This window comes from Streptomyces sp. NPDC006610 (assembly GCF_040611575.1).
In the GTDB taxonomy this organism is placed as follows: Bacteria; Actinomycetota; Actinomycetes; order Streptomycetales; family Streptomycetaceae; genus Streptomyces.
Genome location: NZ_JBEXOP010000040.1, coordinates 37938 through 51581 on the forward strand (window position 1 = coordinate 37938; position 13644 = coordinate 51581).

Annotated in this window: 9 protein-coding genes; 4 read left to right on the plus strand and 5 right to left on the minus strand. The window is 72.0% G+C overall.

Features of this window, described 5'->3' with window-relative positions:
- Nucleotides 1-3: 3 nt before the first annotated feature.
- Entirely contained in the window at nt 4-972 is a 969-nt protein-coding gene (locus tag ABZY13_RS26900) for an ABC transporter permease (protein WP_356635126.1), read from the minus strand.
- Nucleotides 973-992: 20 nt separating this feature from the next.
- Nucleotides 993-2579 (minus strand): ABC transporter substrate-binding protein, encoded by a 1587-nt coding sequence (locus ABZY13_RS26905; RefSeq protein WP_356635128.1) that lies wholly within the window; start codon nt 2577-2579, stop codon nt 993-995.
- Between the two features lie 219 nt (nt 2580-2798).
- On the opposite strand from ABZY13_RS26905, the gene ABZY13_RS26910 reads away from it, so the two are divergent.
- The 3 genes from ABZY13_RS26910 (at nt 2799) to ABZY13_RS26920 (ending at nt 4072) form a co-directional block, all read left to right on the plus strand.
- Complete coding sequence (locus ABZY13_RS26910; protein ID WP_356635130.1) at nt 2799-3176, plus strand: metalloregulator ArsR/SmtB family transcription factor; 378 nt, start codon at nt 2799-2801, stop codon at nt 3174-3176.
- Between the two features lie 13 nt (nt 3177-3189).
- Nucleotides 3190-3660, plus strand: coding sequence for a hypothetical protein (locus ABZY13_RS26915; RefSeq protein ID WP_356635132.1), 471 nt, complete (start codon nt 3190-3192; stop codon nt 3658-3660).
- Nucleotides 3661-3817: 157 nt separating this feature from the next.
- The gene (locus tag ABZY13_RS26920) at nt 3818-4072 is read left to right on the plus strand and encodes an EF-hand domain-containing protein (protein ID WP_356635134.1); all 255 of its coding nucleotides are present in this window, start codon (nt 3818-3820) and stop codon (nt 4070-4072) included.
- Nucleotides 4073-4262: 190 nt separating this feature from the next.
- Here the strand turns inward: ABZY13_RS26920 and ABZY13_RS26925 are convergent, their stop codons facing one another.
- Nucleotides 4263-6395 carry a cellulose binding domain-containing protein gene (locus ABZY13_RS26925; RefSeq protein WP_356635136.1) on the minus strand — a complete coding sequence of 711 codons (2133 nt, stop codon included), beginning with the start codon at nt 6393-6395 and terminating at the stop codon, nt 4263-4265.
- Between the two features lie 317 nt (nt 6396-6712).
- Entirely contained in the window at nt 6713-8152 is a 1440-nt protein-coding gene (locus ABZY13_RS26930; protein ID WP_356635138.1) for a cellulose binding domain-containing protein, read from the minus strand.
- Between the two features lie 273 nt (nt 8153-8425).
- Between ABZY13_RS26930 and ABZY13_RS26935 the strand changes: the two genes are divergently transcribed.
- Entirely contained in the window at nt 8426-9268 is an 843-nt protein-coding gene (locus tag ABZY13_RS26935; RefSeq protein WP_356635140.1) for a GntR family transcriptional regulator, read from the plus strand.
- A gap of 85 nt (nt 9269-9353) precedes the next feature.
- On the opposite strand, the gene ABZY13_RS26940 is transcribed toward ABZY13_RS26935, so the two are convergent.
- Nucleotides 9354-13643, minus strand: coding sequence for a discoidin domain-containing protein (locus tag ABZY13_RS26940; RefSeq protein WP_356635142.1), 4290 nt, complete (start codon nt 13641-13643; stop codon nt 9354-9356).
- Nucleotide 13644: the final 1 nt, after the last annotated feature.

Sequence of the window (13644 nt, forward strand, 5' to 3'; positions counted from 1 at the left end):
GAGTCACATTTCACTGAGCTTCACTCTCGGGTCGATCAGGCCGTACAGGAGGTCCGCCAGCAGGTTGCCGGCGAGGACGGCGACGGTGGCGAGGGCGGTGAGGGCGGCCAGCAGCGGGAAGTCGACGGCGGTGGCCGCCTCGACGGTGGCCGCGGCGATGCCGGGCCAGCTGAAGACGCTCTCCACCAGCAGGGCGCCGGTGATGAGTTCGGGGACGCGGGAGCCGATCAGGGTGAGGACGGGCAGCAGTCCGGAGCGCAGGGCGTGACCGAGCAGGACGGTGCGTTCGCTCAGCCCGCGGGCGCGGGCGCCGCGGACCGGGTCCTCCGCGAGCGCGTCGCCCACCCCCTGGCGGACGTACAGGGTGAACCAGGGCAGTTGGGACAGCGCGAGGACGCCGGCGGGCAGCACGAGGTGGTGCGCGACCTGTCCCGCGGTGACCCGTTCGCTCGCGGTGTCCGTCAGTCCCCCGGCGGGGAGCACGTCGAGTTGGAGGGCGAACAGCCAGACGGCGAGCAGGGCGGTCCAGAAGACCGGTGCGGCCTCCAGGGTGTAGGCGAGCGAGGTGACGGCGCGGTCGAGCCACGAGCCGGGGCGGCGGGCGGCGAGCACGCCCAGCAGCGTGCCGACGAGCACCGCGGCGGCGAACGCGACCGCGCACAGCAGCGTGGACCACACCAGGCGTTCACCGATGACCTGCGCCACCGGCTGCCGCATGACGCCGGACTGGCCGAGGTCGCCGGTGACGGCGGAGGTCAGCCACTCCCACCAGCGCACGGCGAAGGGCTCGTCCACGCCGAGGTTGGCCCGCAGCCGGTCCAGCGTCTCCTGGTCGGCGCCGAGCGCGGCGGTGCCTGCGTAGGCCTTGACGGGGTCGAACGGGGAGGCGGCGGCGATGGCGAACACGCCGAAGGTGACGACGAGGAGGACGGGGGCGGCGAACAGGGTCCGCCGTCCCGCCAGACGCGCCATCGCTCCCCAGGGCGGTGAGGTCACTTCTTCGGCCGCCAGTCCTCGATGTTCCACCACGGGCCGCTGGCGAAGCCGTGCTCGTGCGGCTCGAGTTGGGTGGTCAGGCCGTCCCAGCGGTCGGCGAGCACGTAGACGTGGTCGATGTGGGTGAGGAAGGTGTAGCCGGGGTTCTTCACCAGTTCGCGCTGGACCGTGTCGTAGGCGGCCTCGCGCACGGCCGGGTCCTGGCTGCGGCGGCCGGTGTCGAGCGCCTTGTCCACGGCCGGGTTGGCGTAGCGGCCCATGTTGTTGAAGCCGTCCCCGGCGAGGGAGGAGTGCAGCATGGTGTAGAGGCCGAAGTCCGGGTCGCCGGTGCTGCCGAAGCCCGCGAGGACGGCGTCGTCCTTCATCCGCGGCTCGATGACCTCCCAGGTGGCGCTCTCGACCTCGACCTCGATGCCGGCCTTCTTGGCGTCGGAGGCGTAGGCGAGGGCGTGGTCCTGGCGGACCTTGTCGCCCGAGGGGTAGAGCAGGGTGAAGGCGGCCCTGCGGCCGTCCTTGACGCGGACGCCGTCGCCGCCCGGCTTCCAGCCCGCCTCGTCGAGGATCTTCCGGGCCCGGTCCAGGTCCTGGGCGCGCTCGATTCCCCGGGCGTACCAGGGGTCGTCGCCGGGCAGCGGCCCGTACGCCGGGCGGCCCGCGCCGTCGAGGATCTTGTCGACCATGGCCTCGCGGTCCACGGCGGCGTCGAGGGCCTGCCGGACGGCGCGGTCGCCGGTGACCGCGTTCGCGGTGGGGAGGGTGACGGTGCGGTAGTCGTAGGACTCGGCGACGTGGGTCCGCCTCCCGTCGTCGTTCCTGAACGTGGCGGCGAGGTTGGGCGGGAGGACGGCGCCGTCGAGGTCGCCGGAGCGCAGCCGGGTGGCGCGTACGTCGTCGTCCTCGACGATCGCCATGGTGAACTTCTCGACCTCGGGCTTGCCGCCCCAGTAGTGCGGGTTGGCCTTGAAGGTGAGCTTCTCGCCCCTGCTCCAGCCGGTCAGGACGTAGGGGCCGGTGCCGACCGGCCTGGTGTTGAAGGAGCCGGTGTTGGGGTTCTGTCCGCCGGCGATGTGCTCGGGGACGATCGGCAGCACCGTGCGCGCGGCGAAGGGCGCGTAGGGGTACTTGAGGGTGAAGACGACCTTGTCGTCGCCTGCCGCCCGCACCTCCTCGACGGCGTCCAGTTCGCTCTTGGCGGTGTTGTTCGTCCGGTCGTCGAGGATGGTGCGGTACGTGAAGACGACGTCGGCGGAGGTGAGCGGCTCGCCGTCGCTGAACTTCACACCGTCGCGCAGGGTGTACGTGTACGTACGGCCGTCGTCGCCGACCTCGGGCAGCGAGGCCGCCAGGGCCGGCTTGAGGTTCAGGTCGGCGTCGCGGGTGAGCAGCCCGTCGAAGATCTTGGAGTTGCCGTCCTTGCCGTAGCCGAGGAGCGGGCTGAGCGTGTCCGGCTCGGAGGCGACCCCGATCACGACGGACGCGCCGGCCTCCTCACCGCCCGTGCCGCCGCCGGGGGCCGAACAGCCGGCGATGCCGCCCGCCAGCGCCGCCACGACGGCGGCGCCTCGTATCCGTCGGGTCGTCATGAACCTCACACCCTTTATTGCTGATCAACTGTTGTTGCATATTAATCGCAGCAAGAGGCTGCTCGTGACGGTCCCCCGACAAACAGAACGCGCCACGACAGTTACGCAACCGTTCGGTTGCACTAGGCTCTGACCTGTGCAACTCTTGGGTTGCATCGAACGACGGCGACGGAGGAGTTCCGCTGTGGGCGAGGGCCGGACCGAGCGCGAGGGAGCCATATGACGGAGGAACGCCCCGGCGCCGACGGGGCAGCCGAGACCGTCGACGGCGTCCTGGGCGCGCTGGCCGACCCGACGCGGCGCCGGCTGCTCGATCTGCTCGCCGCGCGGGGCGAGGCCACCGCCACGACGCTCGCCGGGCGACTCCCCGTCTCGCGGCAGGCCGTGGTCAAGCACCTGGCCGTCCTGGACGCCGCCGGACTGGTGTCGGCGAGCCGGGCCGGCCGCGAGGTGCGGTACGCCGTGCGCCCCGCGGCCCTGGACGCGACGGCCCGTTGGATGGCCTCGCTCGCGTCCGAGTGGGACCGCCGGCTGGCGCACGTCAAACGGGTCGCCGAGGCGGCGGAGGGGGACCCGGATCCGCCGGACCACGACTGAGAGAGGCACAGCCATGGACACGACAGCACTGCGGGACGCCTACGAGGCCCTGCTCGACACGGCGGCCCTGCCCGGTCTCGGCGAGCCCGACGACGGAGGATGGAACGCCGACCTGATCCTGGCTCACCTCCTCAGCGTCGACGCCTCGGTCACGGCGGTCGCCCTCGACATGGTCGCCGGCAGACGGCCCTCCTTCGACAACCGCGTCTGCCTCGACACCTGGAACCTGCGCCGCATCGTCGCCGGGCACACGGGGCGCGCCGACCTCGTCGTGCACGTCCGCGCCCAGGCGGGCGTCCTGTGCGACATCGCGGACCGCCTCGGCGAGGAGGACGCCTCGGTCCCGGTGCCGACGCTCCTGCTGTCCCACGACGCCGTGGTGCTGGACCAGCCGGTGCCGCTGGCGGGGCTCATCGACGGTCTGGCCGAAAACCACGTACCCGGGCACACGCGGCAACTGCTCGACCTGCGCGAGGCCGCGTAGCAGCACGCCTGAGCCCCACCGCCGCGTCGGACGGACACCCGGCTTCGTACGCGTCGCCCCCCAGCCCGGAGCCAGACGGAACCGGACCGCCGCACGAGGCGTTCTCCCCATGAGCGGGACGGACCGGCCCGCTGCCGCCGAACGACGAGGACGAGGTATGAGCGACAAGGCCCGCAAGCTGTTCGAGGCCCTCGACCTTGACCACAACGGCACGCTGACCAGGGAAGAGGTGATCGTAGCCCTGCGCACGAAGGGCCCTTCCCTGGCCGCTTCGGGCGTCCTGCCGTTCTGGGGCGTCCAGGACGCCGAGGCGTCCTCCGCCCTCTTCGACGCCGCCGACCAGAACGGGGACGCCGTCCTCACCCCGGAGGAGTTCGCGGCGGTGGTGGACCGCCGGTTCGGCTGGAGCTGATCCCTTCCCCTGGTCTACCCCGGCCCTGGAGAGGGCCCGCTCCGGATACGTCTCGCAGGAGACACGAGCCCCGGCGGTCCTCGGCGGGCTCCCGGGGCGGGCGTCCGCACCGGCAATCCGCAGTCGGACCGGGCCGGCCGGTTCGCCCGGGAGCAGGTGGTCCTGCCACCGCTCCCGGGCGGAGCGGGTGTCAGCCGGCCGAGCAGACGGCGCCGTTCAGGCGGAAGACCGTCGGATCGGGGTTGGGCCCGTCGTTGGCGCCGACGAACCCGAAGGAGGCCGACGACGTGCCGCCCGCGGCGAGCGCTCCGGCGCCGTCGGGCGCCGTCACCCGGACGTGCCGGCCGGTCTGCTGGAACGTGGCGTTCCAGCCGTTGGACACCGACTGGCGGTCGGTCGGCCAGTCCCAGTCCACGGTCCAGCCGGTGATCGGGGTGTCGGAGAGGTTCCGCACGGTGACCGTGGCCACGAAGCCGTTGCCCCAGCTCGTGTCACGGTGGTACGTCACCGCGCAGGATGCCTCCCCGGGGGTGCCGGTGGTGAAGGTGAGCGGATCGGACGGGGCGGACAGGCGGCCGGAGGCGTCGGCCGCGAGCACGTTGACCGTGTGGGAGCTGCCCGGGGGCAGGTTCCGCAGGGTGACGGACGTGCCGGTGGCCTCGCCGATCAGCCGGGTGTGGGCGCCGTCGCGTGCCTGGACCAGGTAGCGGGCCGCGCCGGGCGCGCCCTGCCACGACAGGCGGGCGGTGGTGTCGGTCACCGACTCCAGGCGCGGGGTTCCCGGGGTGCCTGCCGCGGAGGCGGCGGGCCCGGTGCCGGCCTTGGGAGTGAGGGTGACGGCGAGCATCCCGTACGGCGGCACGGTGACCTGGGAGGCGGCGGCGGGGCCGGCGGCGACGTCGGTGATGTCGCTGTCGCCGCGCGCGTAGCGGCTGACCTCGGGTGCGGCGGCGGACGGGGTGAAGCCCGCGTAGTCCAGGTCCACGGTCCGTGCGGCGTCCTGGTCCTTGTTGATCAGCAGCACGCTGAGCCTGCCGTCGCGGCGGTGCACGGCGTGCGCGGAGACGTCCTGCGCGGAGGACGCGGCGGCGACCAACGTGTCACCCGCACCGCCGAGTTCGCTGGTCATCTTCATGCCGTAGTACGGGTGGAACGGCGTGTTGGGCGCCGGTTCGCACACGTCACCGGTGCAGCCGCCGCTGGAGAGCATGCCCATGTCGCCGTAGTCGGTCTCGCCGTCGACGGTGGTGATGCGGCCCGGTCCGTTGTGGGTGTCCCACCACTCGACCGTGAAGACGCCGTTCTCCAGCGCCGTCATGAACGCGTCGGCGGCGAACAGGCCGTTGGGGCGCGCGGTGAGCATGGCGCCGCCGGTGTTGGTGTTGATCTCGGTGAGGGCGATGCCGATGCGCGGCGAGTCGGCGCCGGCGTACCGGTCCAACTGGTTGCGGACCTCGCGCAGTTCGCCGGGGAGCCTGGTGAGCCGGTTCATGGCGGCCTCGGCGGTGGTGTCGGCGCCGCCCGCGTACCAGTGCACGCTCACGAAGTCGATGACGTCGGTGACCTGGGAGAGCACGGTGTGGTTCCAGTCGCCCGGATCGCCCGCGCCGACCACGCCGTCCGGCCAGTGGCCCGGGGTGGTGAGCACCGCGCCGATCTTGATGGTCGGGTCGACGGCCTTCATGGCCTCGGCGTAGGCGCGGACCTGACGGGCGTACTCCTTGGGGCTCTTGTCGGGGTGCTCGTCGTGCTCCCAGCCGCTGCCGTAGTGGCCGTTGCCGTAGATCTCGTTGCCGATCTCCCAGTACTTGGCGTCGTAGTCCTTGGTGACGTTGGCGTACCGGACCCAGCCGGCCGCCTCCTCGGGCGTGCCCGAACCGTAGTTGGCGATCAGGATGGGCTGGGCGCCGGTGGCGCGGACGGTGCCCATGAAGGCGTCGAAGCCGGTGCCGGGGGCGACGTATCCGCCGGGCGCCGTATGGGTCTCCCAGTGGTAGATGTCCGCGTAGGAGCCGCCGGGGTAGCGCATCGCCCCGACGTCGGCCGCCTTCATCAGGTCGGCGACCTCCGGGTCGTTCATGTGCGAGTCCCAGATGGCGGCGTTGACACCGCGCGCGACGTCGGTCATGCGGCCCAGCGCGGCCTGGGTGTTGATCCGGACCGCGACGTCCGCGGCGGGCTCCTCCTGCGACGCCGCCGAGGCGACGCCGGCCGCGCCCGGCGGGGACAGCAGGGCGAGACCGGCGGCCAGGGCGGCGGCGGTCCGCACGAGGCGGCGCAGACCGGTGCCGGCCGGCCGGCCGGATCTGTGGGGGTGGGGCATGCGGGGGTCCTCCCTAGGAGCAGGCGGCACGGGGAACGGTGCGTGGCTGCGGTGCGGTGCGACGTGTGGTGCACGAGCGAGCGGCGGCATGATCCCGCCGGTGGGAGCGCTCCCATGATGGAAGTGACGTGATGATCTGTCAACGGACGGGACGGGGACGGCAGAAGGGCAGGACGGAGACGGCGAGAGGGCGTGTCGGGGAGGGGGCGGCGGGGACGGGGCGGGGGAAGACGGACGGGCGGAGCCCTCCGGCGGCGGGGCCCGTACATCCCGCCACCGGACGGTTCCGCCCGCGTGTCGCGCGGACCTGCGCCCTGTCAGCCCGCGGGCACCGTGTCCTCGAAGGCGGTGCCGGCCGAGCGGTAGGCGTCGACCTTCGCCTGGACCTGGGCGGGAGTGAGGACCTGGTCCTTGACGTGGAGGACGTAGTCGACCTGCTCCTCGTACGCCCTCGGCGTGGTCGACGTCTGGCCCTGGAGGTCGATCAGCCACTGGTTGAAGTTGATCGACATGGGCCGCTCGGGCAGGTAGGCGGCGTCGTGCGTGCCGAAGTGCCGGCCGTCGACGTAGTACTTGATGGAGCTGCCGTCGATGGTGAGCACCAGGTCGTGCCAGCCCGCGTAGCTCTGGCGGCTCTCGGTGTGCTGGTTGACCGCCTGCCACGGGTCGGGGTTGTAGGTTTCCCAGGAGGTCGTGTAGAGGATGTTCGCGGGCTCGCCCCAGCCGCCGTTGGGGAGGTACTCGAAGTCGTACTCGGCGTAGTCGTCGGCCATCGGGGCCTTGAGGTCGTTGATGGTGAAGAAGGTCTGGACGAGGCGGTCGCCGTCCGGGCCGTACTGGGGGGCGTCGCTGAACCTGACGCGGGCGGCATAGGTGCCGTTGCGGAACTTGGTCGCCTTGGTGAGGATCTCGGTCTGCTCGGTGGTGGCGGGGGTGCCGGCCGTAGAGGTCTCCATCCGCATGACGGTGTTGCCGTTGCTGGTGGAGAAGGTCACGTTGGACGGGTCCCAGATGGCGCCGGGGACGCCGGGGCCGCCGGAGTTGGAGCGGACGCTCCAGCCGTTGGCGGAGATCCTCGGGTCGGTGTGCGAGGTGTAGCTGAAGTCGTCCCACAGGGTGCCGGAGCCGCCGGGCGGGGGCGTGGTGGGCGGCGGGTCGGTGGGGCCGCCGCCGGCCGGTGCGACGCCCCAGACCTGCTGGCCGGCGCGGGTGGCGGTGACCTTGGTCCAGTCGCCGTAGGCGGTCTGGGCGGCGTTGAAGGAGTAGTCGTCGCTCTGCCGCAGCGGCTGCCAGGTGGACTGGTGGAAGCGCAGCTGCATGTCGCCGGTGTCGGCGCCCGGCGCGAGGGAGCCCGCGCCGGAGGTGAAGCCGATCTCCAGGTAGCGGTCGGCGGTGTCGGTCGGGTTGGCGAGGGTGCCGAAGACGCCGGTGATGTTGGCGCAGCCCTTGGCCGCCCAGGAGCAGGCGAAGCGGTAGACCGCGCCGGGCGAGTCGGCCTTGAAGTAGTAGCGGAGCCTGACCTCGCTCAGCGGCAGGGCGGTGTCGGCGGTGTTGCGCACCTTGAACCAGGGTTCGCTCTGGTCGGCGGTGGCGCCGGGGGCGCTGGTGCGGTACTGCACCGACAGTCCGCCCGCTGCGGCGGCGGTGCCCGGCAGGGCGGCGAGAGCGGCGGCGCCCAGGACGGTCGCGGCGGCCGTGGCGACGGCGGCGCGCAGGCGGGTGCGGCGTCGGGAGGGTCGGGTGTCGTTGCTGGTCACAGTGGTGTCCTCCGTGATGTCCAGGCCCGGTGGGGGCGTGCGTGGGGGGTGGGGGCGGAGTCGGTCCGGCCGACCGGTTGTCCACTGGACAGGTGACCTGTCGATGAGGGAAGAAAGTGGCATAGACCAATCGGGTCGTCAACCCCCCTTGAAACAACGGCATTTGCCTCGAGCCGAAGGAGCAGAAACGCTTCCGCCGATGAGCGATCGGCGTTTAACTGGTATTGACCAGTCCGTCCTGTCGTCGCGGCGGCAGGGGTCGGCGGAGGGGAGATGAGGGCAAGCGTGCTCAAACGCGAGCGGGTCCGTGACGCCGTCCTGGAGATGGTGGAGGCACGCCGGCCGGGGGACGCCCTCCCCTCCGAGCGGACCCTGTGCGCGCGGCTCGGGGTGTCCCGCCCCACCTTGCGGTCGGCCGTGGACGAACTGGTCACCTCCGGTGTCCTCGTCCGCGCGCACGGCCGGGGCGTCTTCGTCGCGCCGGAGAAGATCACCCAGGAACTGGTGGCGGGCCACCACTCGCTCGGGGTGCCCCCGGCGTCGGGGGTCTGGTCGAGCCGGCTGCTGGAGTTCGCCGTCCTGCCGGCGGGCGCCCGGGTGGGCCGCAGGCTGCGTCTGTCTCCCGCCGCGGACATCGTCTACGTGGCCCGGCTGCGTCTGGTCGACGGCGCCCCGATGGCCGTGGAGCACCTGCACATCCCCGCCGGCCTGGTCCCCGGTCTCACCGCGGCGGAACTGGAACAGGGGGACCTGTACGAGCATCTGCGCACGCACCACGGCGTGCACGTGAGCGAGGCGACGCAGTCGATCGAACCGACCGTGGTGACCCGTGAGGAGGCGGCCGTCCTGGACGTGCCGGAGCTCTCCCCCGCCCTGCTCTTCGAGCGCCTGACCACCGACACCGGCGGACGCCCGGTGGAGTACGTCCACTCGCTCTACCGCGGGGACCGCTACCGCATCGTCTCCCGCCTCACCCTCGAAGTCGGCGCCGTGCCCGCCGGCACCGCGCCCGTCTCCCGGTCCGCCGGCCACCATCCGGGCATTCCGCCGGGCGACCTCCCGCACGGCGACGCGGTCTCCGCCTCGACCCTGGGCGACGTGCACAGAGCGCGCTGAGCCCTGGAAGGCGACAAGGGACCGGCGCCCGCCGCGGATCGCGGCGGGCGCCGGTCCCACTCCCGCGAGGGGCCGGAGCCCCGGCTCAGCAGGGGTTGATGTGGAGCTTGAAGGTGCTGGTGGTGTTCCGGACGTCCTCCGCGTTGCCGTTCATGCGAAGGCAGTTGAAGGTGGCCTCGCCGACGGCGGGACCCTGGCCCGGCTCGGGCATCTCGTTGGCCCAGACGCCGATGCCGGACTTCGCGTTCCAGGCGTCGCCGCTCCTGCGGGCCCCGGTGATGGAGATGTCGGTGAAGACGGTGTCCTTGACGGGGTTCTCCGGCGTGCTCCCGCTGTACTTGGTCTGGAACATGATGCCGCTGTAGGTGGGGTCGACGATGTCGACGTGGTTGACACGGATGCCCTGGAAGACCTTCGAGGCGGAGAAGAGCCAGATGCCGGGGAAGGTCTGGTTGCCCCAGAAGTGGCCGCCCGCCCGCACGATCGACACGTTCTCGACGGTCGTGGGCCCGGCGCCGAAGCCGTTCATCGGGTAGCCGAAGTCGAGCGACGAGATCGTGATGCCGGAATAGACGAGGGTGTCCGCGATACGGATGTTGCGGAAGGTGTTGTCGTAGCCGCCGTAGACGGCCAGGCCGGCGGCGCGCCAGGTGAGGGTGCTGGTCAGGTTCTCGTAGACGTTGTTCTTCATGTCGGCGCCGCCCGCGTCGATCGCCGAGAACAGCGCGAAGCTGTCGTCGCCGGTGGCGCGGGCGTCGTTGTTGCTGACCAGGTTGTCGGTGGAGCCGTTGGTCATGTTGACGCCGTCGGCGAACATGTTGCGGATGCGGGAGTTCCTGATCGTGATCCGGTCCGTGTTGGCGCCCCAGTAGAGGCAGACCATGTGCTCGTTCCAGATGTCCTCGATGACGATGTCGGAGACGTTGGCGAAGTCGAACACCTTGCCGGGCCCGTCGATGCGCGAGGTGTAGTTGCCGAAGTAGGCGAAGCCCTTGAAGAGTGAGCCCTTGGCCGTCGCCTCCGCGCGGAAGCCGATGTCGGTGTTCTCCTGGGCGCCCGGCGCACGGAACCTCGTGTACCAGGGGCCGGCGCCGACCACCTTCACCGCCTTGCCGTACACCTGGAACTTGCCGGCGGTCTGGTAGTCGCCGGGCGGCAGGTAGACCCCGGCGAGCTTGCCGGTGGTGTCCATGCGGACCCTGTCGAGCGCGTTCTGCACGTCCTGGTGGGTGGTGCCGGCCGGCACGGCGTACGTCGCCGGGTCCGGGTTCGCCGCGGGGGCGACCTGCTCCAGGTTCACGAAGTCGATGGCGTACGTGGTGGTGTTCGCGGCGTCCTTCTGCAGCCGGATCCGCGCGCCCGCCGGGACGGTCTCGCCGAGCAGGAGGTGCGCCTCGTCGTAGATGTGCCGCGGGGCGCCCGCCGCCGGCGAGTTGCCGGGCGAGGTCTCGGCGCCGTACAGCCAGGCGTACTTGGACGTCAGCGGCATCGCCTTCTCGAGGACCCCGTCGACGTAGACGTTGATCGTGGAGTCGATGCCTCCGCCGCCCGGCGCGTCGGGGATCGAGAAGCGGGTCACCAGGGTGTTCGTCGGGCGGCGGGTGGTGAACTCGATGTACTCCCCCGTCGCGTCGAGGGTCACCGCCCTGCGGCCGGAGGCCTCGCCCGCGATGTCGCCGACGGTCCGGTTCGGTCCGACGACCTGGGCGCCGCCGCCCGGTGTGCCGTCCTCCGCCTCGTACATGTCGTACGGCATGTTCGCGCCGCGTCCGACGAACAGCGGCTGGGTGGAGGTGTTGTTCTCCCGCTTGACCGGCGGTTCGTTGGCGTCGGCGGCGATGACGGTCCGCACGGTGTACGAGCCGTTGGCCGCGGTCCAGGGGCCGAGGGTCACCTCGGCCGTGGCGCCGGCGGCGAGGGCGCCGGTGTGCGTGCCGGTCAGGGTCCTGACCGTGGCGCCGCTGCCGTCGACGAGGGTGAGCGTCACTGCGTGGGCGCCTGCCGCGGCGGCCTCGGTGCCCTGGTTCCGCACCGGCGCCGTGAAGGTGACGCTGTCGCCGGCGGCGGGGCTGGACGGGGTGGTGGTCACCGGGCCGGCGACCAGGTCCGAGCCGGCGACCGGCTTGACGACCAGGGCGGTGGGGCGGGTGTAGGTGTTGTTGGTCTCGTTCTGTTCGACGACCCTGTTCGTCCTGTCGGCGATCGCGCTCAGCTCGTACGAGCCGGCGTCGCGCGCGCCCAGGGATGCGGTGACGGTGGTCTGGGCGCCCGGCGCGAGGTCGCCGACCGGTGCGGTGGCCGCTTCGGTGCCGTTCAGGCGCAGCGCGAGCGTGTGCGCGTGCGCGGCGGCCGGGCCGTCGTTGCGGACGGTGGCCGAGACGGTGATGTCGTCCGACTCCACGGGGGCGGCGGGCGTGGTGGTCAGGCCGGTGACGACGAGGTCGGGGTTGGGCGCCGGGACGCCGACGACCTGGAACTCGGCGAGCTGGCCGGCCGGGGCGCCGGTGTTGGCGGTGAACCTCAGCCGGACGTCGGCCACGCGGCCGGTGACCGGGATCGTGACGGTGTTGCCGGTCGCCGGGTCGAAGGCGTGGCTCTTGGCGGCGACCAGGCCGAAGAAGGCGGTGGCGTCCTGTTCCCGGCCGAGGACCTCGATCGTCTGGGAGCGGGCGGACCAGGCGCTGTCCGGGTTCAGCTTGAGGACGAGCCGGTCGAGGTCGGCGTTGGCGCCCAGCCTGACGGTGAGGGTGTGGGGGTAGCCGCCGCCGGCGCCCTCCCAGTAGGTGGCGGTGCTGTTGTCGTTGGCGTTGGCCGCGGCGTAGGTGTGCACGGTGGAGGAGGCCTCGATCGGCTTGCCGACGGCGAGGTTGGAGCCGGTGTTGCCGGAGCCGTTCCTGGTGACCGCGTTGCTGTCGGCGGACCGGTTGCCGGCGGCGTCCTTGGCGCGGACGCGGTAGGTGACGGTGGCGGAGGCCGGCTGGGTGTCGGTGTACGTGGTGGTGTTCCCGGCGACGGTGTCGCGCAGCACGTTGTTGGCGTAGATCTCGTAGCCGGTGACGCCGACGTTGTCGGTCGACGCGGTCCAGGTGAGCCGGATCCGGTCGGCGGCGGGCTCGGTGAGGGCCAGGTTCGCCGGGGCCGTCGGCGCCTGCGTGTCGCCGGCGTCGCCGATGCGGGTGACGGTGTTGCTGTCGGCGGACTGGTTGCCGGCGGCGTCCCTGGCGCGCACGCGGTAGGACACGGTGGCGTTCGCGGGCCGGGTGTCGGTGTACGTGGTGACGTTCCCGGGGAGTCCGGTCAGCAGTTCGCCGTTGGCGTAGACGTCGTAGCCGGTGACGCCGACGTTGTCGGTCGACGCGGTCCAGGTGAGCCGGATCCGGTCGGCGGCGGGCTCGGTGAGGGCCAGGTTCGCCGGGGCCGTCGGCGCCCGGGTGTCGCCGGTCTGCGGGCCGTAGACCTCCAGCTCCGACAACTGGCCGGCGTTCTGCACCGAGTTGGCGGTGAACAGTACACGCACGTGGCGGGTGGTGGCGGTGTCGAGGGTCATCGTCGCCGTGTTGTCGTTCGCCGCGGTGAAGGCGTGGTCCCGGGAGGCGGACAGGTCGGTGAAGTCGGTGCCGTTCGTGCTGCCCTGGAGCTTCAGCGTCTGGGTGCGGCTCTCCCAGCCGGGCGGCAGCTTCAGCACGACGCGGTTGACGGCGCGGGAGGCGCCGAGGTCGGTCTGGATCCACTGGGGCAGGCTGTTGTTGGCGCTCTCCCAGTAGGTGGCCCGGTTGCCGTCGCCCGCGTTGGCGGCCGTGTACACCTGGGTGTGGCTGCTGGCCGTCAGGGGACGTCCGGCGGCGAGGTCGGCGGTGGACTCGGTCGCCGAGTACACCTCCAGTTCGGAGAGCTGGGCCGCCTGCCAGCCGGTGTTGGCGGTGATGTCGACGCGGACGAAGCGGGTCTGCGTGGCCGGGAAGGACACGGTGACCGTGTTGCCCGCGCCCGGGGTGAAGGCGTAACCCGCGGAACTCTTCAGCGTGGTGAAACTCGTGCCGTCGGTGCTGCCCTGCACGGAGAGCGTCTGGTTGCGGCTCTCCCAGTGGGCGGGCAGCTTGAGGACGACCTCGTCCACACGGGTGGTCGTGCCGAGGTCGGCCTGCACCCACTGGGGCAGGCCGGAGCCGGCGCTCTGCCAGTAGGTGCCCTGGTCGCCGTCCGTGACGTGGGCGGCGCGGTACTCGGCGTGGGAGCTGCTCGACGACGCGGTGTCGCCGAGCGCGATGTTGGGCCCGCCCGCCGCGCGGGCGGTCGCGAGCGGACCGCCCAGCGCCAGCAGGCTCGTCGCGATCACGGCGCTCAGGCACCGTGATCTCCAGGTGGGGATTCTCATC